This is a genomic window from Aequorivita lipolytica (genome assembly GCF_007997135.1).
GTDB lineage: Bacteria > Bacteroidota > Bacteroidia > Flavobacteriales > Flavobacteriaceae > Aequorivita > Aequorivita lipolytica.
Genome location: NZ_VORU01000003.1, coordinates 145,623 through 171,224 on the forward strand (window position 1 = coordinate 145,623; position 25,602 = coordinate 171,224).

Consider the following 25,602-nt stretch of genomic DNA (forward strand, 5'->3'; position numbering starts at 1 on the left):
TAATTCTCTAAATTATTAGTTATGAAACTTATAACCTCTTTTTTCATATTGCTTTTTATAGTTTCGTGTAAGCAACAGGAAACGAAAAAAAATTATCTGGGTGTAGTAAACATTTCCGTCACTGGAAAGGAAAGTGCCCAGCCCCACTTTGAAAAAGGATTATTGCTATTGCATTCCTTTGAGTATGAAGATGCTCGAGATGCTTTTCAAAAAGCACAAAAGAAAGATCCAAAAATGCCGATGGCATATTGGGGCGAGGCAATGACTTATAACCACAGTTTATGGCAGGAACAGGACTATGAAGCTGCCAGAGCTGTTTTGGCAAACTTGGACGGTATTGATCTAGATAAGAAAACATCAGAAATTGAAGAGGATTTAATTAAAGCGGTACACATACTTTACCAACCAAAAACAGAAAAAAAGGAGCGGGATATTGCCTATGCCGAGTTTATGGAAGGTTTATATAAAAAATATCCGGCCAATCAAGAAGTAGCCGCGTTTTATGCTTTATCCCTGCTGGGTGCTGTTCCCGAAGGAAGGGACGATGTTCTTTACGGCAAAGGAGCAAAAATTGCAAAAGGTATTTTGAATGAAAACCCAAACCATCCAGGAGCTCTTCATTACCTTATCCATTCCTATGACGACCCAAACCATGCTACTCTTGCCCTGGACGCAGCCAATGCATATTCAAAAGTAGCGCCAGATGCCAGCCACGCATTACATATGCCTTCACACATCTATGTTGCAATGGGGATGTGGGATAATGTAATTTCTTCAAATATTGCTTCATACCAAGCAAGCATTAACAGGATGGAGCAAAAAAAACTGGACAACGATGCCCGCGGATATCACGCTTTTCATTGGTTGGAATACGGCTATCTTCAGAAAGGAAATTTTGAAGAAGCAAAAAAAATGGTGCTCGATATGAAAAAATATGCTACCGAAAACTCCTCAAAAAAGGCAAGAGTACATTTGGTGTTTTTAAAAGGAACCTATTTAACCGAGACCGATGAATGGGAAGGTGAAATAGCTAATATTCCTGTAAACATAACAGATTTGAATATTTCCGTCCGCTCCAAATATCACTTTCTGGAAGGGATGAAAGCTTTTAAAACGGGCAACACAAAAAAAATGGACAGCATACTAACTATAATGGACCAAGACCATAACAGGGAATCGTTTGTTGTTTCGGAAGGCAGTTCCAAACTTTGTTCAGGCGTTACTCGCGATGAAGCCACACAAATGGATTTGAAAGGATCTGAAATTAGGCAAAACCAATTAATGGCACTTCGGGCTGAACTAAATAATAATACAAAACTTGCAGAAGAACATTTTATAAAATCCATCGATATTGAAAACAGCATAAGCTATAGTTATGGACCACCGTCCATTCAAAAGCCTACCCACGAACTTTATGCAGATTGGTTGCTCGACCAAAACAAAAAAGAAGAGGCCGCAAAACAATACGAGCTTGCCTTAAAAATTGGACCCGGTAGATTGCTAGTTTTAAAGGGAATAGAAAATACCAAACAAGTTATGTAGTTTTGCGGACTTCAAAAAGCATCGGACTTAATTTTTCAATTTCCACTTTGTGGACACAATGGCTTTTACCTATCTTTAAATTCTGAAAAAAAACTTCAGAAAAAACCATGAACATCGACCAAATTTTTAAAAATAATGAAGCTTGGGTAAAGGAGAAACTAGGCAAAGATGCCCACTTTTTCAAAAACCTTTCTGAAGGTCAAAATCCAGAAGTACTATATATTGGGTGTAGCGATAGCAGGGTTACGGCAGAGGAAATTATGGGTGCCAAACCAGGTGAAGCATTTGTTCTGAGAAATATTGCCAATATGGTTTCAAACTTAGACCTGAGTGCGATGAGCGTAATAAATTATGCTGTTAATTTCTTAAATGTCAGCCATATTATTGTTTGTGGCCATTATGGATGTGGTGGTGTAAAAGCTGCCATGCAAAGTAAGGATTTGGGCATTTTGAATCCTTGGCTTAGAAGCATTCGCGATGTTTATAGATTGCACAAACAAGAACTAAATGCAATTAATAATGAAGCTGAAAAATACCGCCGCTTGGTAGAACTGAACGTTCAAGAACAGTGCGTAAACGTAATTAAGACAGCTGATGTACAAATTGCTTACAGATCCAGAAATCTTACAGTTCACGGTTGGGTGATGGACATGGAAACTGGAAGATTAATTGATTTAAAGATTGATTTCGATAAAGTTCTGAAAGGAATTATGGAAATATATCACTTAGATTAATTTACATTTATTCTAAAAAAATGCTGCTTTCCTGAATTGGCAAGCAATAACCAAAAAGCCATGATTTCTCATGGCTTCTTGTGGGGGATAAAAAAGTGTAATTACAGTTTTTCAAAAGTTAGGTAGTCTGTGCCGCCATTGCCACCACTAATATCAAAGAGTTCAACTCTTGTAGTTGTGTATGTGTCAACATCCCAATCATCATTAAATTCGTCGAAAGGCATTGCGGTTCCGAAATCCAATATTACGTCAAGACCATTGCTGCTATTAACAACACTCCAAGTTCCAGTTATTGTATTACTGCTATTTTCTGCAATCACACTTCCATCTGTGTTAAAAGTAAGAATATAGCCGCTGTAATCGTTAGTTTCATCATCTCCATCGTCTATATAGCTTTGCACAAACCATTGCCCATCCTTTAGGATATTGGTAAGTTCTGTAGTGTTTCCTCCCCCATTACAATCTTCGTAAGGGTTTCTTCCAAAATTAAGATAATCCGTCCCGCCGTTACCGCCGCTAACATCTATCAATTTTATTATTTGGGCATCAAAACTAATTAAATCCCAATCATCATTTAAATCTTCAAAAGGATCATCGCTGCCAGTGATTTCGAAATTCAAAACAAGGTCTATTCCACTGCTGCTATTGGTAACTGCCCAAATACCATTAACGGTGTTATTTGTACTTGTGGCAGTAACTGTTTCATTTGCGTTGAATTTAAATTCATAAGCAACATAATCACAGGTTTCATTATTTCCATCGTCATCCAATAGGTTTACATACCAAACACTATTTGTCAAATTATCAGTAAACTCAGAAGTGTTTCCGCCGCCTCCGCCGCCGCCGTTCGGTGTACGTTCATAAGTTAGAAAGTCAACACTGCCGTCGCCACCGCTAATGTGTTTCAATTTAATGATATCTGGGGTTGCTTCTATAATGTCCCAATCTTCGTCAAGCTCATCAAAAGGATCATTGGTTCCGAAGAAAAGATTTAGGTCTGGGGTATTGCTATTCGTCAAGCTCCAAGTGCCATCAACCATGTTGGAAGTACTTACTGCTCGTGCTGTATTGTCTGTTCCGAATGTAAATTCATAACCCGCAAAATCACTTGTTTCATCTACATCATCGAAAAAATAGGTTACAAACCAAGAGCCCGAGGTCAATATGGTTTCAAAATCTGAAGGAAAACCACCTCCATTGGAGGAACAGTCGGAAATTAATGTAACTAATTCTGCATTGCTATTAACTTGCACAATAGTGCCATCCTGCAATACAACGCTAATGGGAAACTGCAATGCAATATAAGTTCCGGGTTCTAAGGAAAGCAAAAAGGCAAGAAGTTCACCATCATTGCCAACCGTCTGCGTTCCGGTTTGTTGCTGGTTTGAATTGTAGATGAAGAAAGTAAGCGGATAAACGAGATCTATACAATCTATTGAAGATGTATTGTTATTGTCTGAAGTACGAAGCAATAAATCTCCCAGTTCGGAATTTACGGCTACTAAATCTGTGTTCGAATCATCAAAAGGCTGGGAATCTTCTTTTGTACAAGAGCTTACCAAAAAAATTAATAAGCAAGCTAAAAATGTGAATTTGGTTAATTTATTCATGATTGTTTCTTTTTATGTTTTATACAAATAAGACAGGCAACTTAAAGAAAACCCTACCATCATTTATAATTTTTTAAATAAAATTAGAGCTTCAATTAAAATGAAATAAAAAAGACCACCCGCAATTAGGATGGTCTTAATGAGTAGATGAAAATTAATTTTTAGATTCTTTCAAATGTTAAAAAGTCCGTACCTCCATTGCCACCACTTACATCGGTAAGTTCAATTTTTGAACTGCTCACCGAAATAATATCCCAATCATCAGAAAGGTCTTCAAAATCTGGGGGCGAAGCAAAGAAAATATTGAAATCTATACCACTTGAACCTCCGTCGTCGTCACTAGAATTGCTATCAGTTACCGACCAAGTTCCCGTAATTGTTGTACTTCCATTTACGGCTACCAAAGAACCGTTTTCATTGAAAGTAAACGCATAACCCGTAAAATGGTTAGTTTCTTCATGGTCCGTATCAAAGAAATAAGTGACTTTCCAAGAGCCGGTCTGTGCAGTGGTTATGGTCTGTTGCACAGTTGCATTCTGTTGTGAATCGTTATTGTTGTCGTCTTTGCTACAAGCCGCGACAGTTACAATGTACATAATGATTACAAACATACTTGCTATTTTCATTTTCATAGTTTTCATAGTTATTAAATTTAATTTTATTGTTTAAAATATTAGGTTTTTAATTTTATCAGTTCTTTTTGAAAATTAAAGTATCTTCAATTTGACCTTGGCTATTTCGGGTGATAAATGTTACTGAGGTAGATGTGTATTGAAGGGCTTTGTATTCATCATCATCTGCACCATCTAAAGGACTGTCCATATCAAATTCAAAATTTAATTCTTGGCCGTCCACCGTTACAATCCATATTCCGTCTACATTTTCTGATCCATTTGTGGCCAGAATAGTTTGATTGCCAAAGAAGGTAAAATCATAGCCGGAATAATCTGAAGTTTCATCATCACCATCAACTAAATACTTTTCAATATACCAAGTACCCGATTGTAGAATATCACGAAGTTCCTGTGGATCTGGACCACCTCCACCGCCGCCATTTGGCTCTCGCCCGAAATTAAGCTTGTCTGTTCCGCTTCCGCCACCACTCTCGTCAGAAAGGCGGATAATGCTTTGCGTGGCTTCCAATACATCCCAATCATCGTTCAATTCATCAAAATTATCGTTAGTACCTGTTTCAAAATTTAGAATAAAATCTAAATTACCGCTATCAACTTCAGCGGTCCAAAAACCATTTATTGTATTGTTGCTGCTTGTAGCAATTGCAGAACCATTTCTTAAAAATGAAAATTCATATTCATTGAAATTTGCAGTGAGGTCAGTCCCATTTTCCTCCAGCAAATTCACGAACCAGCTTCCTGTGCTCAAGTTTTCTATGAAAAGGTTTAGTTCCGTATTGTTCCCGCCGGTATTTGGAGTACGGCCAAACGTTAAATAATCTGTGCTACCATCACTTCCGCTGATGTGTTTCAGCTTAATAATTTCTGCGGTTGCTTCAAGTATTTCCCAATCTTCATCAAGCTCGTCCAAAGGCGTATTTGTTCCGAAGAAAATATCGAATTTAAAATCGTCTCCAAGTGCCCAAGTTCCAGGCACATTTGTTCCAGATTTTACAGCTTGTGCCGTTCCATCCATAGCGAAGCTAAATTCATAGCCAGCATAATTATCGGTTTCATCATAATCATCAAAAAAGTATTCAATGTACCAAAGCCCAGTTGTTAAATCTTCTTCAAATTGTGAAATATCTATAGGGTCGGTATTGGTATTTGCCACGCAATCGGCTATCAAAGTTTGTAATTGCTGATTGCTGTTCATTTCCGCAGTTGACCCATCGGCAAGAATTACTGAAATTGGGAAATCCAAACTAATAAAATCATTCGGCCCCAAACCTTGCAGAAAGCTGAAAAGCTCTAAATCACTATTCACAACAACAGTCCCAGTTTGTTGTTGATCTGAATTGTACGTGAAAAAAGAAATGGGATATACAAAATCCAAACATCCAATTTCAACATCATTTGTGCCACAAGTGGCGGCAAAAGCATCCAATTCGCTTTGGTTGTTTACAACTACTTGTGTAAAATCAAACAGCTCCAGGGTAATTGGAAACGTTATTTCTAAAGTATCAGTATCGTTGGGAAACTGATTGAAAATTAGCTGTATCAACAAAATATCTTCGGGAGTGTTAATTGTAATTTGTTGTCCGTTTGCAACAACCGTAATCGGGAGCACTACAGAAGCACAACCATTTCCGTCAATTATATCATCGTAACTGCCCGGATTTTGAGACGTGCGCAACAACAAACCCGTTAATGGTGAATTTGCTGTTATAGTATCGGCAGGCGTTTCGTCTATATATTCTTTTTCTTCTTTTTGACAAGAAAAAAAAGTAATGCTCATTAAAAGCAAAACGAAATATTGGAGAAAGTATATTTTTTTCACACTAAATATGTTGAGTGGTTTATATTAATAACAAATAAATTAAAATTTACCCTACCCTACAAGTTGAAAAACTTTTAAATATATTTGAAGCCGTCAACCACGTTTATGAAAGAGCCTGAAAATGTTTGTAACGAAAATACATTCAACCGTCTTTATGAAACTCATGGAAAACCGGTTTGGCGTTTTATCTATTTTAAATGTGGCGATGGAGCGCAAGCTGATGATTTGGTTCAGGAAGCTTTCATAAAATTGTGGCAAAACTGCGCAAAGATAACGAAAGAAAAAGCAAAATCATTTTTATATACCGTCTGCAACAATGCTTTTTTAAACGAAGTTGCGCATAAAAAAGTGGTTTTGAAACACGCCAAAATTCAAACCGACCACACAAATTTCCAGTCCCCGGAGTTTTTGATGGAAGAAGCCCAATTTCACGAAAAGCTTAAAAATTCACTTGAAAACCTTACCGAAGCCCAACGCACCGCTTTTCTACTAAATAGAATCGAGGGAAAGAAATATGCTGAAATCGCGGAAATGTTGAACATTTCGGTGAAAGCAGTGGAAAAACGAATGAGCCAAGCTTTGGGAAAGCTTCGGAAAGAAATTGGAAATATTTAAATTTTAAGGTAGGGTAACACGCACTTCGGCTGTTTTACCTATGAATACAAAGAAAATGGAGAAAGATTACTTATTGCACAAATGGCTCAACAACGAAGCCACTCCTGAAGAACTGGAACAATTAAAAACAGATCCGGAGTATGCATCGTATGTTCAGATTGCCGCTGCCAGTTCGGGTTTTGAGCTTCCCAAAATGGACAGCGAAGCAAACTTTGAAGCCATTTCAAACAAAATAAAACCAGTCCATCAATTACACAAACCCAATATTTTTTCAGTTGTTTGGAAAGTTGCCGCAGTATTTGCGGTTTTGCTCGCTGGCTATTATTACATTTCTATTTTAGACACTTCAGTGAAAACTGAAATCGCGCAGACCGAAACTTTTTCATTGCCTGATAATTCTAAAGTCGTACTAAACGCAGGTTCAAAAATCACATACAATAAAAAAAACTGGTCCAATTCACGTGAGCTTTCTTTGGATGGCGAAGCTTACTTTAAGGTGACAAAAGGAAATAAATTCAGCGTAAAAACCGTTGAAGGTACCGTTAGTGTTTTGGGAACACAGTTTAATGTTTCTGCAAGAGATGGGCTTTTTGCGGTTGCCTGTTACGAAGGTTTGGTGAGTGTTGCTTTCAACGATACACTTTTAAAAGTGCCCGCTGGTAGCAAAATACAGATTGAAAACGGAAAGTTGGTGATAAACGAAGCTGCCGAAAACCCTTCACCTGTATGGCTTGCCGACGAAAGCAATTTTGAAAACGCACCGCTATCACTAGTAATAAAAGAAGTTGAAAGACAATACCCGATTAAGGTTACTTTGGAAGATATTGATTCCGAAAAAAGATTTACCGGCAGCTTTACCCACGAAAATCTTGACCTTGCCTTAAAAGCAATCTGTGAGCCACTACAATTGAACTATAAAATAAATAAAAACGGAGCCGTAAGCATTCATGCCAAAAATAGCAAGTAGCTACAAAATCATCCTTTTCCTTTTAGTTTTCTGTGCATTTGGAGCGAAATCCGTAGCGCAGGAAACTGATGAAACCACACTCTTGGCCTATTTAAAATCTTTGGAAAAGGAACACAATGTTCGGTTTTCGTACGTTCTCAAAGAAGTGGAACAAGTTACACTGAAGCCACTGTCAAATGGGAACAATTCCATAGAAAATGTGCTTTCCCATCTTCAGCAGAACACGCCTTTACTTTACCACCGCATCAACGAACGCTATATCACCATTACTTCCAAAGAAAACGAAGGCAGTCTTTGTGGGCGGATTATAGATTTTGAAACCCAGTTGCCGTTGGAAGGCGCAACTATTATTTCAGAAAACAACTCATTCAATACAATCTCAAATGCGGAAGGTTTTTTCTATATCCCTTTGCAATATAAAAATGCAAACTACACGGTTTCGTTTGTTGGCTATACTTCAATCAGAAAAAACACTTCAAGCTTATCAAGCGATTGTCCGGGACTGCTTTTAATTCCTTCGGTTTCTGAATTGGAAGCCGTGATGATCCAAAATATTTTTACTAAAGGGATCAACAAAAATTTGGATGGATCCATTATAATTTCTGCTCAAAATTTCGGCCTTTTGCCAGGGCAGGTGGAAAACGATGTACTGCAGATTGTGCAAACTCTTCCCGGGGTGAAAAGTGTGGATGAAACTATTTCAAACATAAACATTCGAGGCGGAACGCATGATGAAAACCTATTGCTTTGGGACGATATAAAAATGTATCAAAGCGGACACTTTTTCGGGTTAATTTCGGCTGTAAATCCAGATATTACCAAAAGCATAACGATTTATAAAAACGGGACAAATATTCGTTATGGCGAAGGAGTTTCGGGTGTTATCGATATGCGTTCAAAAAATAAAATTTCATCAGAAACCGAAGCAGGAATTGGATTCAATTTGATAAACGGCAACGGGTTCTTGGATATTCCCATTTCGGAAAAACTCGGTATTCAAGTTGCCGCCAGAAAATCCATCAATCATCTTTGGGAATCTCCCATTTATAAAAATTACACCAAACGTATTTTTCAGGACAGTGAAATTTCAAATATTGAAAACAGTGAAAATAACGTCGCAATCACTACCGATGAAAATTTCAGTTTTTACGATTTCAGTACCAAATTGCTGTGGGATATTTCAGAAAAGGACAAAGTGCGAATCAACTTTTTGACGATAGACAATTCCTTGGATTTCACTGAAACTTTGGAAACCAATTTCCAATCAAAAACTAGTGAACTTGACCAACGAAGTTTGCTGGGAGGCGTTTCGTGGAACCGACTGTGGAATGATAAAATTGAGACTACCGCTTTGGCCTACGGCACCTATTATTTGCTGGATGCCATCCATAAAGACATTTTCACTACCCAAGAACAAATACAAAAAAACGAAGTTTTGGAAACTGGCGTTAAACTTGACGCAAGCATCGGGCTATCGCAAACTTTAAAGCTTCAAACTGGGTATCATTTTTCAGAAATAGGTATTGCGAACACACAGGATGTAAATCTACCACGATTTCGCGATTATGAAAAGAACGTACTTCGAACCCATGCGCTTTTTGCGGGATTGAATTATGTTTCCAACAATCAAAAAACCTTTGTTTTTGGAGGTGTGCGTGGAAATTATTTTTCGAAGTTTGAAGAAATTTTATTAGAACCGCGATTGAGTTTACATCAAAAATTTGGGAATGGTTTTGCGGTTGAGGTTTTGGGCGAATTCAAAAGCCAAAGCATTTCACAAAGAATTGATTTTGAAAGTGATTTTCTCGGTATTGAAAAAAGAAGATGGATATTGGCTGACGAACAAAGCACACCCATAATTAAAAGTAAACAAGCTTCCGCGGGACTTGTTTACAGCAAGAATGGACTTTTTATGAACGTGGAAGGATTTTATAAAATAGTGGAGGATATAAATAGTAATAACCAAGGGCTACAGAACCAGTTTCAATTTGTAAAAGCCATTGGAAATTATACGGTAAAAGGAGCCGAATTTGTGGTGAATAAAAAAACAAAATCGTTCAGCACGTGGCTGAGTTATATGTACAGTAAAAACGATTATGAATTTGAAAACCTCGAACCATCAACGTTTTCAAACAATCTGGATATTCAGCATTCCGCAACGATTGCAGGAAGTTATTCCTGGAATGCTTTGAAAGTTGCTTTAGGGCTGAATTGGCACAGTGGAAAACCCTATACAGTTCCGTTGGAAAATTTTGAAACAACCACGGAAGGTGGCGTAACAACTATTCAATTTGATGCTCCAAATAACCAGCGATTGCCAGATTATTTTCGTGCAGATCTTTCTGCAGAATATCTTTGGAAACTATCCCCAACTATTGATGCCAAAATAAATATTGCACTTTTGAACCTTTTGAATACCGAGAACACTATTAACATCCGCTATGCCTTGGCAAGGGACGAAAACAATGAAATAACCGTAAATCAAATTGAGGAAATTTCTTTGGGAATTACACCAAACTTTTCGTTTCAGGTTTTATTTTAAAAACTACATCCGTTCCGGAACCTCTATTCCCAAAAGGGCAAAAGCACTTTTGATAACCTCTCCAACGGCTCTTGAAATTTTCACCCGGAACGCTTTTTCAGTTTCATTGTCAGTTGCCAAAATGGGCACGTTTTGGTAGAAACTGTTAAACTCCTTTACTAAATCGTATGTGTAATTTGCAATTAGCGCCGGACTGTAATTTTCCGCAGCCAACTGAATAGTTTCAGGATATTGTTGAATCATTTTTATAAGTTCCTTTTCCTTGGGATGCATTTCGAAGGCTGTCAGGTCGAGTGCTCCCGAAGCTTCGGTAGTGACCTCTCCAGCTTTTCGGAGAATAGACTGAATCCGCGCATACGTATATTGAATAAACGGACCCGTATTTCCTTGAAAATCCACACTCTCTTCTGGGTTGAAAAGTATTCGTTTTTTGGGATCCACTTTTAGAATATAATATTTCAATGCTCCCAAACCGATCATTCGGTAAAGTTGCTCTTTTTCTTCTTTTGAAAAATCATCGATCTTCCCCAGTTCTTCCGAAATAGTTCGGGCGGTTTCAGTCATTTGTGCAATCAAATCGTCAGCGTCAACAACGGTTCCCTCGCGGCTTTTCATTTTTCCGGATGGCAGATCCACCATTCCGTAACTTAAATGAAATAGGTTCTTCGCCCAACTATAGCCCAGCTTTTTCAGAATTAAAAACAAAACCTTAAAATGGTAATCCTGCTCGTTGCCCACGGTGTAAATCATTCCACCAACATCGGGATGATCTTTTACGCGCTGCACAGCAGTACCAATATCCTGCGTCATATAAACCGCAGTGCCATCGCTTCGCAAAACAAGTTTTTCATCGAGGCCATCTTCAGTTAAATCGCACCAAACAGAGCCATCGTCTTTCATAAAAAAGACATCATTTTTTATACCCTCGTCAATGATATCTTTTCCCAAAAGATAAGTATCACTTTCATAATAATAAAAATCAAAATCTACGCCTATGGATTTATATGTTTCCTCAAAACCCTTGTAAACCCAAGCGTTCATTTTTTTCCAAAGCGCTACAGTTTCTTCATCGCCAGCTTCCCATTTACGGAGCATTTCTTGGGCTTCAAGTATTAATGGCGCTTGTACTTTCGCTTCTTCTTCAGTTTTTCCTTCTTCTTTTAAAGCTTCAATTTGTTTTTTGTATTCTTTGTCGAATTTTACGTAATAATTACCAACAAGCTTATCGCCTTTCAAATCAGTTGAATCCGGCGTTTCACCATTTCCGAATCTTTCCCAGGCAAGCATACTTTTACAAATATGAATTCCCCGGTCATTAATTATTTGGGTTTTATAAACCTTTTTTCCCGCAGCTTTTTCAATTTCAGCAACGGAATAGCCGAGTAAAACATTTCGAACGTGACCTAAGTGCAGCGGTTTATTTGTGTTTGGCGAAGAATATTCAACCATCATAGCTTGTCCGTTTTGCTCCCCTTTTCCGAAAGTTGAAAAATCCTCAACCGAATTGAAAAAGTTCAAATAATACGAATCACTCAAAACAATATTCAAAAAACCCTGAACCACATTGAATTTTTCAATCTCCGAAACATTTTCGACCAAATAGTTGCCAATAGCTTCTCCAATCTGCACAGGATTTCCCTTAACTACACGGAGCATTGGGAAAACAACGGCAGTAATATCACCCTCAAAATCTTTGCGGGTGGGTTGTAATTCTACCGTTTCCAAAGTAGCATTATAAATTGTTGAAACTGCCTTCTTTATTTCGGATTCTATTCTTTGCTGAAAATTCATACTATATTTTGGATGTGCTAATATTTGTGAAGAAATTGATTTTTCAAATTAATCATTATTCGTTAGGCATTATTCATTCTAAAAGAGAACCCCTTCGCTGAAGCTTCAGAGTTCGAAGGCAAAGATACAAGTTTTTAAATTTGAAGTATTTCCAAATCACGTATCTTTAAAGTAAAAAAATGCTACTTCACGTATCCTATAATGACAAGGAAATAAGCCGGAAAATAGATACCGAACTCGGTAAACCATTTACAATAAGCGAACGTTTTAAAATGCGTGGCATCGGTTCTCCAAAATTAGTTCTTACAGAAAGCAGCATTCAAATTAGCAATTTGATGAATCTGGACAATAATCGAAACGTATGCAATATTGAAATGCGACCGAAAGGTATTATTGTTGGTTTCCGAAGCAATTTGAATTCCTATGCGCTCATCATTCCCTATTATAAATTGGTTCTTCATAAAGGCAAAGCAGAAGAATATTCTATTTATAAAGATGATTATTTTTTCAAAATTGAAGCGCGGGCAAAAGACAAATCCGTCCATAATTTTATGAAGAAATTGATGGAAGCAAAAAATGCCGCTACTCTCGACCGTTTGGAAGATCTTTAGCGCAACACAATTGTAAACTTAAATTAACTTTTCAGTAAACTTCAAATAGAAAAACCGTACGTCCTTTGCCAAAAAACTATGGACATTTTTTTATATGTTTTTGCGGCACTATTTTCAGTAATAAATCCTTTGGGAACTGTACCCGTATTTGTAGGTTTAACAAGTGATGAAAGCCCACAGGAGCGAAACAAAACTTCACTTTTGACCACGATAAATGTGATCGTTATTTTAATCATTTCTTTCTTCGCTGGAACGTATTTATTGGCTTTCTTCGGAATAAGTTTGAATGCATTGCGGATTGCGGGCGGAATGATAATCGTTACTTCGGGGTTTGCACTTTTGACGGGAACTTTTTCCAAACACAAAGGGATGAAGAACAAACGGGTTCAAAAAGATTTGGATAAACGCGAAAAGTTTTCGCTGACACCGCTCGCAATTCCGATGCTTGCAGGGCCTGGCTCAATTTCATTATTGATTACCTTTAACCAGAAATACCAAGGTTCGAATGATATTATATTGGTTGTTTTGGCAGTATTAGCAGTTGGTTTGGCAACTTTTATTATTTTGAGAAGCTCTCATTACATAAGTAAATTTTTGGGTGCTTCGGGCATTAACGCTATTTCACGAATTGTTGGATTTATAGTAATTTCCATCGGCGTCGAATACATCAGCGCAGCTGTAATTTCTATTTTCAAAACAATAAATCTTTGAAAATCAGCGACGGTTTTTAAGGAGTGCGCCAGCTATAAGCGCCAAAACCCCAATGCCAATCATTCCTAAGGATTGATTGCTTAAACCTTCCTTCGCATTAACTTCCAGTGGACCAATATCCAAGACTTGCTGCGGCACGAAGGCATTGTAAAGACCAAAAATAATTAAAACTACCCCCACAATAAGCAATACAATTTTTAAGATTTTCATGAATTTTGGATTTTGTTTGGTTGAAGTTTTAAAGATACCGTTTTGAAAAATAAAGCGAAGCATAAGTTAACGGGTTTTTAACCTCTGTTTATTTATTATAAATTATCTTTAAACAAAATTATAAAATTGAAAATTCTACTCACAGGTGCCAACGGATATATTGGGATGCGTTTGCTTCCCCAGCTTTTAGAGAACGGACATGAAATAATCTGTGCCGTTCGCGATAAAAACCGGCTTCCGCTGGATCCAGAAACCATAAAAAAGATAACAGTATTTGAAGTTGATTTCGCGGAAGAAGTGAACACCGAATCTTTTCCGAAAGATATAGATGCTGCGTATTATTTGATTCATTCCATGAGCGGTGGCGACAATAATTTTGATGAAATTGAAGCGCGCGCAGCAGAAAATTTCAATGAATATATGGCGGTAACATCTGTGAAGCAGGTTATATATTTAAGCGGAATTGTTAATGAAGAACAGCTTTCCAAACACTTGGCTTCAAGAAAAAAGGTGGAAGATATTTTGTTCAAGGGAAGTTTCCATTTAACAGTATTGCGAGCGGGAATCGTGGTGGGCAGCGGTAGTTCTTCTTTTGAAATAATTAGGGATTTGTGTGAAAAACTACCAATTATGGTAGCTCCAAAATGGTTGCAAACTAGAATACAACCCATAGCCATTCGCGATGTGATTACCTTTCTTTATGGTGTTTTAGACAATGAAAAATGTTTTGACCAATCTTTCGATATTGGTGGCCCCGATGTTTTAACGTATAAAGAAATGCTATTGAAATATTCTAAAATTCGCGGATTGAAACTTTGGATAATTTCTGTTCCTATTATGTCTCCTCGGCTATCTTCTTATTGGTTGTATTTTGTAACCTCAACTTCCTATAAACTTGCCGTAAACCTTGTGGACAGTATGAAAATGGAAGTTGTTGCAAGAGACAACAAACTCCAGGAAATCTTGAATATCAAACCCATTTCTTACGAGGAAGCAATTAAAAAAGCATTTTTAAAAATTGAGCAAAACCTTGTTATTTCCAGTTGGAAGGATTCCTTGGTTGCCGGTAGAATTTCGAATTTAAAAGAATATATACAAGTGCCCAAGTTTGGATGCCTGAAAGACGAAAAAGTTTTGAAAGTGGATGATCCCGAAAAAGCATTGAACAACATTTGGGCCATTGGGGGTTCGCATGGGTGGTATTATGCAAACTCGCTTTGGAAAATACGCGGATTTATGGATAAGCTTTTCGGTGGGGTTGGTCTTAGACGCGGAAGAACACATCCAGATGAAATTTACACTGGTGATGCGCTAGATTTTTGGCGTGTGCTATATGCCGACAGGGAAAGCAAGCGACTATTGCTTTTTGCCGAAATGAAACTTCCGGGAGAGGCGTGGCTAGAGTTTTGTATAAATGAGAACAATGAATTGATACAAACTGCAACCTTTAGACCAAAAGGTTTGTGGGGCCGTTTGTATTGGTACTTGATGCTGCCCTTCCACTATTTCATTTTTGGCGGAATGATAAAAAACATCGCTGAAGGAAATTATGTTTCCCATCCAAGCTAGGATTTAGGGAGAAACACCTCAGCCATCATACAGCGGGCGCTTCCGCCGCCGCAGGTTTCAATAGTGGTGAGATCGCTACTTAAAATTTCGCAATGCTTTTCAATTGCTGCAATTTGTTCTTTGTTTAGGCTATTATGCGCCGCAGCGCTCATAACCAAATATTTTTTGTCGTTTCCTTGCAGTTGGAGCATATTGCCTGCAAAGTGGTGCATTTGTGCTTCGGCTATCTTAATAATTTCCTTTCCATCTTTTTTTAGATGCTGAACAACATTCTTCTTTTCAGTAGCATCATCAATTGATTCCAAACAAATTACGCAGAATTTTTCAGCAACACACATCATTACATTTGTGTGATAGATGGGTAAACGTTTGCCGTCCACGGTTTGGTTTGCGGTAAAGATTATTGGTAAGTACTCAAAATCTTCACAAAACTCAATAAGCAGTTCTTCATCTGCTCTAGGTGAAAGGGCGCAATAAGCTTTTCGGTTTACTCGGTCTAAAAGCAGGCTTCCGGTGCCTTCCAGAAAAAATCCTTCATCTTCAGCAGGCGTATAATCGAAAATATTATTTATTTTAAAACCTTCGCTTTCTAAACGTATCAAAATTTCCTCACGTCTTTCGCGACGGCGGTTTTCGGCAAACATTGGGTACAATCCTATATCGCCATTTTCGTGAAAACTGATCCAGTTATTCGGAAAAATGGAATCGGGTGTATCCATTCGCAAATCATCGTCTTCAACAATAACATTTACGCCTATCGCACGTAGTTTTTCAACAAAAGCATCGAACTCTGACTGCGCCTTGGTATTGATTTCAGCATTTTTAAGCGCTATGTCTTCCTGAAAAAAATTGTTGACCGCCGTTTGCTCGTTCATACGAAACCCGACCGGGCGAATCATTACGATTGTATCTGTTATTTGTTTTGCCAATTGGAGTGATTTTAGGATGCAAATCTAAGGGATTTTCCTGGGGGAAAAAATGGTTTTAGCGACGTAAGTTTTAGAAATAAAATATACTATTTGCGAACTGACAACGTTTTTAAAAAACACGTATCTTTCAATGAAGAAAATAATTTTATTATTGGCCGCCATTGTATTTTCAATAACACTCTCAGCCCAAGAATGGCAAACCGATTTTAAAACCGCAAAGCAAATTTCTTCCGAAGAAAACCGTTCAATAATCCTCGTTTTTCAAGGAAGCGATTGGTGCGCTCCGTGCATAAAATTGGATCGTGAAATATGGAGCACCGATGAATTTAAAACGTATGCAAAAAATCATTTTGTGATGTTACAGGCAGATTTTCCCCGAAAAAAGAGAAATGCATTGCCTGATGCCCAACAGCAAAAAAACAATCAACTTGCGGAAAAATATAACAAGCGAGGCTATTTTCCATTCGTTGTAGTTCTTGATAAAGACGGTACTGTTTTGGGAGAAGCGGGTTATGAAAAAACTTCGCCCGAGGCTTATATAGAAAAACTTGAATCGTTTCTAAAATAGTTTGAAAAAGACAACCTCATTGCTCATTGCACTGCTTTGTGTGAATTTCACGTTCTCACAAGAAATATTTAAACGTACCCTAAAATTAATGGGAAGCCGTTTTGAAATTACGGTTGTTGCAAAAGATTCAACTGAAGCTAACGATTATATTGATTTGGCGGTTGGTGAAATAACTCGTATTGAAAAGCTCATTTCCTCATGGGATTCGGCTTCTCAAACTTCAGAAATAAATAGAAGCGCAGGCATAAAACCTGTAAAGGTTGATGAAGAACTCTATAATTTAATCGGACGTTCTGCAGAAATTTCAAAATTGACCGACGGCGCTTTCGACATCAGTTTTGCTTCCATGGATAAAATCTGGAAGTTTGACGGCAGCATGACCGAGATGCCTTCGGAAGAAGCCATAAAACAATCCGTTGCTAAAGTAGGGCATCAAAATATTATTCTTGATCCTGAAAATTTTACGGTTTTTCTAAAATTGGAGGGAATGAAAATAGGCTTTGGCGGCATAGGCAAAGGATATGCGGCCGATAAAGCAAAAAAACTTTTGATGGAAAAAGGGGTTAGTGCAGGAATAATAAATGCTGCTGGCGATATGAACACTTGGGGGAAGCAACCCGACGGTGAATTTTGGAAAGTGGCCATCACCAACCCGATGGACAAAAATAAGGCCTTTGCGTTACTTCCCTTAAAAGATAATGCCGTGGTTACCTCCGGCAATTATGAAAAATACGTTACTTTTAATGGTGTTCGCTACACGCATATAATTAACCCTCGCACAGGCTATCCCGCCACAGGAATTATCAGCGCCACAGTATTTGCTCCAAAAGCCGAAATTGCAGATGCTTTGGCAACTTCAATTTTTGTTATGGGAAAGGATGTTGGTATTGACCTTATAAATCAACTGCCAAAAATAGAATGCATCGTTATTGATGAAAAGGGTGAAGTTTTCACTTCAGAAAATATTGAGATTGAAACCATTAAAAAGTAAGCAGTCACAGTTTGCAGTACTTCGATAAGCTAAGCAATCATGACAGTTTCAAAAATAAAAATCATGAAAAAACTAATAATTCTTCTTTGCCTTGTTCTTTCTGGCTCATTAGGTTCCTGCACGGTTGTTAAGGAATACGAAAAGGTAAAACTGAATGATCCCGATATGGTATTGGCCGACAAACCCGTAGACAGGTTTGAGGTTAATGCGCAGGCCTATCGCGAAGCTGCATCGGGTGCCAACGGAGGTAAAACTGGTGGTGGCTGCGGCTGTAATTAATGTTTTATATGAAAAATATAGTTAGCTTATTTATCATTCTGTTTTCAACAACAGTTTTTGCACAGGATTCTACTTCCACTTATAAAAAGCGCGTACTTGAAGCCACCGAAGTAGATTTTCTTACAAGTTATTACAGCCAAGACGGTGACAATGCCGCCGTAAGTGGCGGTATCGGCACAGAAAAACTTACGGATTTCACTCCAACTATTGTCGTAGCGATTCCATTAAATGCTGACGATGTTTTAACAATTGACGCGGGTGTTTCTGCATACACCTCTGCTTCATCGAGTAATGTTGATCCTTTTGATAGTAATAGCCCCGCTGATCCTTATGTAGCTTCTTCAGGCGCCTCGGCTAGCGATCTTTGGGCGGGTGGAAACCTTAGTTATTCACACAGTAGTGATGACCGAAACAATATAGTAAGTGCAAAGGTTTCCGTCTCTTCGGAGTATGATTATTTCTCATTGGGGTTTGGTGGAAGTTATACTAAACTTTTTAATGAAAAGAACACTGAATTGAGTGTTCACGCTAATGTTTACTTAGATTCTTGGAAATTATTGTATCCAATAGAACTGCGCGAATCTTCTACTTTTAATGGATTGGATACCAAAAACAGAAATTCGTATTCACTAGGTTTTGGGTTTTCGCAAATACTTTCAAAAAGCCTTCAGGGCGCACTTTCAATCGACTTAGTACAGCAGCAGGGCTTACTCTCCACTCCTTTTCAAAGGGTTTATTTTTCAGATCTTCGCGATCGTTTTCGTGAAAATTTTCAACTGGCGGATGATATTGAAAGACTGCCAGAAAATCGTTTTAAAACAGCAATCGGCGGAAGGTTAAACTATTTTATAAATGAAATGTTTGTGTTACGGACCTATTACCGTTACTATTTTGATGATTGGGGAATAACCTCGCACACAGCAAGTATTGAAGTTCCCATAAAAATTACCGACAAATTTACATTGTATCCAAGTTATCGTTATTACAATCAAACTGCGGCCGATTATTTTTACCCTTATGAAACGGCGCTTTCTACAGATGAATTTTACACTTCAGATTATGATCTTTCTGAGTTTTCTGCAAACCAATACGGTTTTGGAATAGGCTATACTGATATTTTCACTAAATTGAAACTGTTAAAGTTTGGTTTGAAAAGTATAGATTTAAAATACGATTATTACAAACGCGACAGCGGTTTGTATTATAGTCTTATTTCGGCAGGATTTAAGTTTGTAGGAAATTGATCTAAGCACCCAGAAAACTCTCGCCTCCTTTAAGTGAATCTTCATATTCTGAAAGTAACCTTATATAAAAACTATTTTGAAGCTGACCGATTTCCAAACAACCGTTTAGCGTTTCTTCCAAGTTGGTATAGATTACTTTGTCGGCAAGGGCTTCATTCAAATCATAAAGCCTTAAGGGATTTGTCGTCAACGGCTTGGGATTCCAAATAGAAATCAATTTTTCAGAGTAATCAATATTCACATCAATTGCATTGAAGTAAAATTTCAATAAAGATTTATGAAAATTTTGGAACGCTTTGTTTGGCTTTATATCAAAATCACAACTAATAGTTACGAGACTTCGCATCTGCTCTTGTATCATTTCTTCTCTTTCTTCCATAACAAAGTTTATGTTACTGAAGATAAGTAGAGATGGTTTAAAAAGATTTTATCAAACCTTACTTTAGCGTGAATTTAACTCCTAAAGTTTAAATGCGTTAAAGAAATTAGGAAAGAATTTATAGCTTTATTCTTTATTTTGAAGTCCTTGACTTTCCCAATTGAGAAACCCTCCTTCCATATCGTAGATTTCCTTGAAACCCATTTCTTTCATTATTTGGGCTGCCTTGGCACTTCTTTTTCCGCTTCTGCAGTATAAATAAACAGGTTCCTCTTTATCAAGTTTTGCGACTTTTTCTTTAAAATCATCATCTGTTACACAGATATTTTGGGCAGTTCTAAGATGATCCTCTCCAAATTCCTCTTGTGTCCGTACATCAACCAGCTGAAGGTTTTCGCTATTGGTAACTGCATTATATACTTCTTCAGGGGCTATAACTGTAATTTCCTGAGCAGTGCTGGTTTCTTTACAAGCAGTAAAAAAAAGTAGCGCTGTTAATCCAAACATTAAAACCAGTTTCTTCATAATAAAATGTGTTTAATTAATTATTTCACCCTGCCATTCCATAATTCCGCCTTTAAGATTGTAAGCGTTTTTTACACCCACGGAATTTAGCAACATACAGGCTTGGCCACTTCTGCCACCGGAACGACAATACAAATAATAATTTTTTTCTGGATCCAATTCTTTTGCACGTTTAAGAAATTCGGCACCGTTAAAAATATCAATCTGTGTTGCTCCTGGAATGTAACCTTCTTCAAATTCAGCATCGGTGCGAACGTCTATTATTACTGAATTATCGTCGTTTTTAAGTTGTTCACTCCACTGCTGTTGATTCAAATCTGCCATATTGTAAATTTTTCTACAAAAATAAGGAATCGAAATGAAGCGAAACAAAATTTCAAAAATTATTATCAGAACTTCAATTTTTAAAAAAACCTTTCTATATTTGGACTTTGAAAAAATGAACACATTCAATACAAATACTTGGTGGTGGAAAAACTTACGAAAAACGTCGTGAGCGAAACACCTATAGTATAAAAATATACGAAAAGGCTTGTCAATCACGACAAGCCTTTTTTTTTGGCTTTAACCAAAATGGAACTTTTGATTAATATTTCAGCAAATAAAGAATGAAAATAGAAAATAAAAAATATTCATTAAAAACATATTCAAAAAAACTTTTGGCAGATACGCTAACACCAGTTTCGGTGTATTTGCGGCTTCGTGACAAATTTCCGAATAGCCTATTGCTAGAAAGCAGTGACTACCATGCCAACGACAATAGTTTCAGTTATATCTGTTTAAACCCGGTTGCTTCCATAAAAGTTGAAAATGAAACTATTTTTCAACATTTTCCCGATGGGACAACTCTTGAAAATAAAATTAATGAAAACACGAATGTCCCCAGAGTTTTAGATGAATTTGCTTCTTCTTTTTCTTCTGAAGAAAGTAATTTCAAATTTATAAACAACGGTCTTTTCGGCTTTATGGCTTTTGATGCGGTGCGTTATTTTGAAGATATTAAACTTCATAAAAAAGAAGAGAATCTTGAAATGCCTGATTTGTATTACGCCGTTTATCAAAACATAATCGCGATAAACCATTTCAACAATGAAGCTTATATTTTTGCGCATTGTTATGAAACCGAAAACAACATTCCGCAGATTGAACAAATTTTAAAGTCCAAGAGTTTCGCTGAATATCCTTTTGAAAGAAACGGCGAGCGAACAACAAATTTGAATGATGAAGATTTTAAAGCTTTGGTTCGCAAATGCAAAGAACATTGCCAGCGTGGCGATGTTTTCCAAATTGTGCCAAGCAAACGTTTTTCACAGAAATTCACAGGTGATGAGTTCAACGTTTACAGGGCATTGCGAAGTGTAAATCCTTCGCCCTATCTTTTTTATTTTGATTATGGCAATTTCAAAATTTTCGGAAGTTCTCCCGAAGCTCAATTGATTGTAAAAGGAAATCGAGCAGAAATCCACCCAATCGCGGGAACTTTCAAACGCACCGGAAATGACGAACAGGATGCGGAGCTAGCAAAAAAACTTTCCGAAGACAAAAAAGAAAACAGCGAACACGTAATGCTCGTAGATTTAGCGCGAAATGATTTAAGTCGCCACGGAACAAATGTTAAAGTGGAAACCTATCGGGAGGTTCAGTTTTTCTCGCACGTTATTCATTTAGTGAGCAAAGTTACGGCTACAAAAAATCAAAATACTTCAACAATGCAGATTGTTGCAGACACATTTCCCGCTGGAACTTTAAGTGGCGCGCCCAAACATAAAGCATTGCAATTGCTCGAAAAATATGAAAATAGAAGTCGTGAATTTTACGGCGGCGCAATCGGTTTTATGGATTTTAGCGGCAATTTTAATCACGCGATTATCATTCGTTCGTTCGTCAGCAAAAACCATACTTTACATTATCAAGCCGGTGCTGGCGTGGTTTCCGAAAGTAACGAGGAAAACGAATTGCAGGAAGTTTATAACAAATTAGGCGCACTTACAAAGGCGCTGGAATTAGCCGAAAAAATAGCCCCCTAACCCCCGAAGGGGGAATTTTAAACTCTATATAATATGGAAAAGGAAAAAATAAAAGAAGCTGAAAATCAAGCTCCCTTACCTCTTGGGGAAGGGATGGGGATGGGGCTGAAAATATTAGTAATAGATAATTACGACAGTTTTGTGTACAATCTGGTTCACTATTTAGAGGAATTGGATTGCGAGGTAACCGTAAAACGAAACGATAAGTTTTATTTAGAAGAAGTTGAAAATTACGACAAAGTACTTCTCTCTCCCGGCCCAGGAATTCCTGACGAAGCAGGCTTGCTTAAAGCAGTGATCCAAAAATACGCAACTTCAAAACCAATCTTTGGAGTGTGTCTGGGCCAACAAGCAATTGGTGAAGTTTTTGGTGGAAAATTGGAAAATTTGAGTAAAGTTTTTCACGGAGTTGCCACAAAAGCTACAATCATTGTTGAAAACGAACCTCTTTTTAAAGGAATCGAAAAAGAGTTTGAAATTGGTCGTTACCACAGTTGGGTGGTTTCAAAAGAAAATTTTCCCGAGGTTTTGGAAATCACTTCAGTGGATGAAAACGGACAAATTATGTCCCTTCGCCATAAATTTTATGATGTTTGCGGCGTACAGTTTCACCCCGAAAGTGTGCTCACTCCAATGGGGAAACAGATTATTAAGAATTGGGTGGAGGCCCCCTAACCCCCAAAGGGGGAATTATTGTTCAGTTCCAGTAGGCTCGCGATTTATCGCGTGCTTCATTTTTCAAGTAATTAGTGTTAGTAAATAAAAAATTGGCGTCTTTGCGCCTTTGCGAGAGAAAAAATGAAACAGATTTTAAACAGATTAATAAATCACGAACAGCTCACCAAAGATGAAGCACGAACCGTTTTAGTAAACATTTCCGAAGGAAAATACAACCAAAACCAAATTGCTGCTTTTTTGACGGTTTTTATGATGCGGAATGTAAGTTTGGAAGAACTGGAGGGTTTTAGGGACGCATTGTTAGATTTGTGTTTAGCAATAGATTTTAGTGAATACAACACTATCGATTTATGCGGAACCGGTGGTGATGGAAAAAACACGTTTAATATTTCAACCTTGGCGTCTTTCGTTACGGCCGGAGCTGGAATAAAAGTCACAAAACACGGAAATTACGGAGTTTCCTCGGTAAGCGGAAGCAGTAACGTAATGGAAGCTTTGGGCATAAAATTCAGCAACGAAAAAGATTTTTTAAAACGCAGTTTGGACGAAGCTGGAATCTGTGTTTTGCACGCGCCACTCTTCCACCCTGCAATGAAAAATGTGGCACCAATTAGAAAGGAATTGGGCGTAAAAACATTCTTTAATATGCTTGGACCAATGGTAAATCCCGCATTTCCGAAGAATCAATTGGTCGGGGTTTTCGATTTGGAATTGGCGCGTATGTACGGTTATCTCTATCAAAAAAGTGAAAAGAATTACGCAATACTGCATGCGATTGATGGTTACGATGAAATATCTTTAACTGGGCCCGTAAAAGTAATTTCGAAAGCTTCGGAAAGCATTTTGACTGCTGAAGATTTCGGAGTGCAGCAGATTGACGAATCTGATATATTTGGCGGTGAAACCGTAAAAGAATCTGCAGAAATTTTTCTAAATATTTTAAACGGAAAAGGCACCAAAGCCCAAAACAACGTTGTTTGCGCAAATGCCGGAATGGCAATTTCAGTAGTTAAAAACTGTACGATAAAAGAGGGATTTCAAAAAGCAAAAGAAACTTTACAATTCGGAAAAGCATTGAAGTCTTTAAAAAAATTACAACAATTATCGAAAACGAATTAACGATTAACGATTAACGATTAACGATTAACGAAAATGACAATATTAGATAACATTACCGCCTATAAACTCAAGGAAGTTACAGCAAAAAAGGAAGCAATCCCAGTGCGGTTACTTGAAAAGTTTCCACTGTTCGGGAAAGAAACCAAATCATTGGCAGCGGCATTGCGAATTTCAACCACTGGAATTATCGCTGAGCACAAGCGTCGTTCACCCAGTAAATCGGTAATTAACGACAAGGTTTTATTGCCCGAAGTTGTTTCGGGTTATGAAATTGCGGGCGCCAAGGGAGTTTCAGTTTTAACGGATTCCAACTTTTTCGGAGGTTCGTTGGATGATCTTTTGGTTGCCGAAAAAACAGTTTCTATCCCAATTCTTCGGAAGGAATTTATAATCGATCCGTATCAAATCTATGAAGCAAAAGCGTATGGCGCCGACGCTATTCTATTGATTGCCGCTTGCCTTTCGGCAGAAGAATTGAAGCAATTTTCACATTTGGCAAAAAGCTTAAAATTGGATGTTTTGCTAGAAGTTCATAATCTTGAAGAACTTCAGAAATCATTGTTGCCAAACGTAGATATAATTGGTGTAAACAACAGAAACCTAAAAAACTTCAAAGTGAATATTGAAATAAGCAAAAAACTTTCGAAGGAGATTCCGAACGATTTCGTAAAAATTTCCGAAAGCGGCATTAACGATGTGGAAACAATAAAAGACTTGAGAACGTATGGTTTCGAAGGTTTTTTGATTGGAGAAAATTTTATGAAAACCGATAATCCCGGCGAAACTGCAAAAGCATTTATAGAAAAATTAAGATGAAAGAAAAAAAACAAACCCCCTCCCCTTCGGGGAGGGTTGGGGTGGGGATTAAAATCTGCGGAATGAAAAATAATATAACTGAAGTTGCAGCGCTTCAGCCTGACTATTTGGGTTTTATTTTTTACGAAAAAAGTCCGAGGTATTTCGATGCGGAAGAGATTCCTTCGCTGCCGCTTGGTATTAAAAAAGTCGGCATTTTTGTGGACGAAAAACATTCAAAAGTGCTTGAATTGGTCAAGAAGCATGATTTAGATATTATTCAGCTTCACGGCAATGAAACTGTAGATTTTTGTGACAAATTAAGAAAAGAATGTCAGGTCGAGCGCAGTCGAGACCTTAGCATTTGGAAGGTGTTTTCGATTAAAGACGAATTCGATTTCGAAATTTTAAAACCATATGAGAGTAGTGTAGATAAATTCCTTTTCGACACAAAAGGAAAAGAAAAAGGTGGAAACGGTTACACTTTCAATTGGGAGATTTTAAAAAAATATACTTCAAAAAAACCTTTTATTTTAAGCGGCGGTATTGGTTTGGAAGAAATTGATTCCCTCAAAGAATTACTAAAAACAGACCTTCCCATTCACGCTATTGATGTAAACAGCAAGTTTGAAATTGAACCGGGCTTAAAGGAAATTGCCCTCCTGCAAGGTTTTCAAAACCTTATAGGTCTTTAGTGTATTGGGAAACAGTA

26 protein-coding genes are annotated in these 25,602 nt (G+C 37.5%); 17 read left to right on the plus strand and 9 right to left on the minus strand.

Features of this window, described 5'->3' with window-relative positions; all coding sequences use genetic code 11:
* Nucleotides 1–21: 21 nt before the first annotated feature.
* Together ESV24_RS05310 and ESV24_RS05315 are read left to right on the plus strand one after the other, a co-directional pair.
* A complete protein-coding gene (locus ESV24_RS05310) occupies nt 22–1,542 on the plus strand; it encodes a tetratricopeptide repeat protein (RefSeq protein WP_111814678.1) in 1,521 nt (506 codons plus the stop codon).
* Between the two features lie 107 nt (nt 1,543–1,649).
* The gene (locus ESV24_RS05315) at nt 1,650–2,276 is read left to right on the plus strand and encodes a carbonic anhydrase (RefSeq protein WP_111814676.1); all 627 of its coding nucleotides are present in this window, start codon (nt 1,650–1,652) and stop codon (nt 2,274–2,276) included.
* A gap of 101 nt (nt 2,277–2,377) precedes the next feature.
* On the opposite strand, the gene ESV24_RS05320 is transcribed toward ESV24_RS05315, so the two are convergent.
* The 3 genes from ESV24_RS05320 to ESV24_RS05330 all read right to left on the minus strand — a co-directional run bounded on the left by ESV24_RS05320 (nt 2,378) and on the right by ESV24_RS05330 (nt 6,340).
* A complete protein-coding gene (locus ESV24_RS05320) occupies nt 2,378–3,886 on the minus strand; it encodes a hypothetical protein (protein WP_111814674.1) in 1,509 nt (502 codons plus the stop codon).
* Nucleotides 3,887–4,047: 161 nt separating this feature from the next.
* The gene (locus ESV24_RS05325) at nt 4,048–4,527 is read right to left on the minus strand and encodes a hypothetical protein (RefSeq protein ID WP_235003981.1); all 480 of its coding nucleotides are present in this window, start codon (nt 4,525–4,527) and stop codon (nt 4,048–4,050) included.
* Nucleotides 4,528–4,576: 49 nt separating this feature from the next.
* Nucleotides 4,577–6,340: a hypothetical protein gene (locus ESV24_RS05330; protein ID WP_146743125.1), complete on the minus strand. Its 1,764-nt coding sequence runs from the start codon at nt 6,338–6,340 to the stop codon at nt 4,577–4,579.
* A 105-nt stretch (nt 6,341–6,445) separates the two neighbouring features.
* Here ESV24_RS05330 and ESV24_RS05335 point away from each other — a divergent pair, with 105 nt between their 5' ends.
* The 3 genes from ESV24_RS05335 to ESV24_RS05345 are packed head-to-tail and all read left to right on the plus strand — an operon-like array spanning nt 6,446 to nt 10,464.
* Nucleotides 6,446–6,955, plus strand: coding sequence for an RNA polymerase sigma factor (locus ESV24_RS05335; protein ID WP_111814670.1), 510 nt, complete (start codon nt 6,446–6,448; stop codon nt 6,953–6,955).
* A gap of 40 nt (nt 6,956–6,995) precedes the next feature.
* The gene (locus ESV24_RS05340) at nt 6,996–7,922 is read left to right on the plus strand and encodes a FecR family protein (protein ID WP_111814668.1); all 927 of its coding nucleotides are present in this window, start codon (nt 6,996–6,998) and stop codon (nt 7,920–7,922) included.
* Complete coding sequence (locus tag ESV24_RS05345) at nt 7,903–10,464, plus strand: TonB-dependent receptor (protein ID WP_111814666.1); 2,562 nt, start codon at nt 7,903–7,905, stop codon at nt 10,462–10,464. The genes ESV24_RS05340 and ESV24_RS05345 overlap by 20 nt, the downstream gene beginning before the upstream one ends.
* Nucleotides 10,465–10,467: 3 nt before the next feature.
* On the opposite strand, the gene argS is transcribed toward ESV24_RS05345, so the two are convergent.
* Nucleotides 10,468–12,255 carry an arginine--tRNA ligase gene (gene argS, locus ESV24_RS05350; RefSeq protein ID WP_111814664.1) on the minus strand — a complete coding sequence of 596 codons (1,788 nt, stop codon included), beginning with the start codon at nt 12,253–12,255 and terminating at the stop codon, nt 10,468–10,470.
* Between the two features lie 179 nt (nt 12,256–12,434).
* Between argS and ESV24_RS05355 the strand changes: the two genes are divergently transcribed.
* Nucleotides 12,435–12,866, plus strand: coding sequence for a hypothetical protein (locus ESV24_RS05355; protein WP_111814662.1), 432 nt, complete (start codon nt 12,435–12,437; stop codon nt 12,864–12,866).
* A gap of 78 nt (nt 12,867–12,944) precedes the next feature.
* Complete coding sequence (locus ESV24_RS05360) at nt 12,945–13,577, plus strand: MarC family NAAT transporter (protein WP_111814660.1); 633 nt, start codon at nt 12,945–12,947, stop codon at nt 13,575–13,577.
* A 3-nt stretch (nt 13,578–13,580) separates the two neighbouring features.
* On the opposite strand, the gene ESV24_RS05365 is transcribed toward ESV24_RS05360, so the two are convergent.
* Nucleotides 13,581–13,787 (minus strand): hypothetical protein, encoded by a 207-nt coding sequence (locus ESV24_RS05365; RefSeq protein ID WP_111814970.1) that lies wholly within the window; start codon nt 13,785–13,787, stop codon nt 13,581–13,583.
* A 126-nt stretch (nt 13,788–13,913) separates the two neighbouring features.
* Between ESV24_RS05365 and ESV24_RS05370 the strand changes: the two genes are divergently transcribed.
* Nucleotides 13,914–15,356 (plus strand): SDR family oxidoreductase, encoded by a 1,443-nt coding sequence (locus ESV24_RS05370; RefSeq protein ID WP_111814658.1) that lies wholly within the window; start codon nt 13,914–13,916, stop codon nt 15,354–15,356.
* Here the strand turns inward: ESV24_RS05370 and ctlX are convergent.
* Nucleotides 15,353–16,255, minus strand: a complete 903-nt coding sequence (gene ctlX, locus ESV24_RS05375; protein ID WP_111814968.1) for a citrulline utilization hydrolase CtlX — start codon at nt 16,253–16,255, stop codon at nt 15,353–15,355. The genes ESV24_RS05370 and ctlX overlap by 4 nt on opposite strands.
* A 160-nt stretch (nt 16,256–16,415) precedes the next feature.
* Between ctlX and ESV24_RS05380 the strand changes: the two genes are divergently transcribed.
* The 4 genes from ESV24_RS05380 to ESV24_RS05395 all read left to right on the plus strand — a co-directional run bounded on the left by ESV24_RS05380 (nt 16,416) and on the right by ESV24_RS05395 (nt 19,367).
* Nucleotides 16,416–16,853 carry a thioredoxin family protein gene (locus ESV24_RS05380; protein WP_111814656.1) on the plus strand — a complete coding sequence of 146 codons (438 nt, stop codon included), beginning with the start codon at nt 16,416–16,418 and terminating at the stop codon, nt 16,851–16,853.
* Between the two features lies 1 nt (nt 16,854).
* Nucleotides 16,855–17,844, plus strand: coding sequence for an FAD:protein FMN transferase (locus ESV24_RS05385; protein WP_111814654.1), 990 nt, complete (start codon nt 16,855–16,857; stop codon nt 17,842–17,844).
* A gap of 63 nt (nt 17,845–17,907) precedes the next feature.
* On the plus strand, nt 17,908–18,123 hold the full coding sequence (locus ESV24_RS05390; RefSeq protein ID WP_111814967.1) for a DUF4266 domain-containing protein: 216 nt from the start codon (nt 17,908–17,910) through the stop codon (nt 18,121–18,123).
* An 8-nt stretch (nt 18,124–18,131) separates the two neighbouring features.
* Entirely contained in the window at nt 18,132–19,367 is a 1,236-nt protein-coding gene (locus ESV24_RS05395) for a DUF3570 domain-containing protein (RefSeq protein ID WP_111814965.1), read from the plus strand.
* Between the two features lies 1 nt (nt 19,368).
* Here ESV24_RS05395 and ESV24_RS05400 read toward each other — a convergent pair whose 3' ends face one another.
* The 3 genes from ESV24_RS05400 to ESV24_RS05410 form a co-directional block, all read right to left on the minus strand.
* Nucleotides 19,369–19,746 (minus strand): hypothetical protein, encoded by a 378-nt coding sequence (locus ESV24_RS05400; protein ID WP_111814652.1) that lies wholly within the window; start codon nt 19,744–19,746, stop codon nt 19,369–19,371.
* Between the two features lie 126 nt (nt 19,747–19,872).
* Complete coding sequence (locus ESV24_RS05405) at nt 19,873–20,271, minus strand: rhodanese-like domain-containing protein (RefSeq protein ID WP_111814650.1); 399 nt, start codon at nt 20,269–20,271, stop codon at nt 19,873–19,875.
* A gap of 12 nt (nt 20,272–20,283) precedes the next feature.
* The gene (locus ESV24_RS05410) at nt 20,284–20,595 is read right to left on the minus strand and encodes a rhodanese-like domain-containing protein (RefSeq protein ID WP_111814963.1); all 312 of its coding nucleotides are present in this window, start codon (nt 20,593–20,595) and stop codon (nt 20,284–20,286) included.
* A 284-nt stretch (nt 20,596–20,879) separates the two neighbouring features.
* On the opposite strand from ESV24_RS05410, the gene ESV24_RS05415 reads away from it, so the two are divergent.
* The 5 genes from ESV24_RS05415 (at nt 20,880) to ESV24_RS05435 (ending at nt 25,585) form a co-directional block, all read left to right on the plus strand.
* A complete protein-coding gene (locus ESV24_RS05415; RefSeq protein ID WP_111814648.1) occupies nt 20,880–22,298 on the plus strand; it encodes an anthranilate synthase component I family protein in 1,419 nt (472 codons plus the stop codon).
* A gap of 99 nt (nt 22,299–22,397) precedes the next feature.
* Nucleotides 22,398–22,973 (plus strand): anthranilate synthase component II, encoded by a 576-nt coding sequence (locus tag ESV24_RS05420; RefSeq protein WP_111814961.1) that lies wholly within the window; start codon nt 22,398–22,400, stop codon nt 22,971–22,973.
* A 123-nt stretch (nt 22,974–23,096) separates the two neighbouring features.
* Nucleotides 23,097–24,095: an anthranilate phosphoribosyltransferase gene (gene trpD, locus ESV24_RS05425; RefSeq protein ID WP_111814646.1), complete on the plus strand. Its 999-nt coding sequence runs from the start codon at nt 23,097–23,099 to the stop codon at nt 24,093–24,095.
* Nucleotides 24,096–24,128: 33 nt separating this feature from the next.
* Nucleotides 24,129–24,911: an indole-3-glycerol phosphate synthase TrpC gene (trpC, locus tag ESV24_RS05430; protein WP_111814644.1), complete on the plus strand. Its 783-nt coding sequence runs from the start codon at nt 24,129–24,131 to the stop codon at nt 24,909–24,911.
* A 62-nt stretch (nt 24,912–24,973) separates the two neighbouring features.
* Nucleotides 24,974–25,585 (plus strand): phosphoribosylanthranilate isomerase, encoded by a 612-nt coding sequence (locus ESV24_RS05435; RefSeq protein ID WP_111814959.1) that lies wholly within the window; start codon nt 24,974–24,976, stop codon nt 25,583–25,585.
* Nucleotides 25,586–25,602 lie beyond the last annotated feature (17 nt).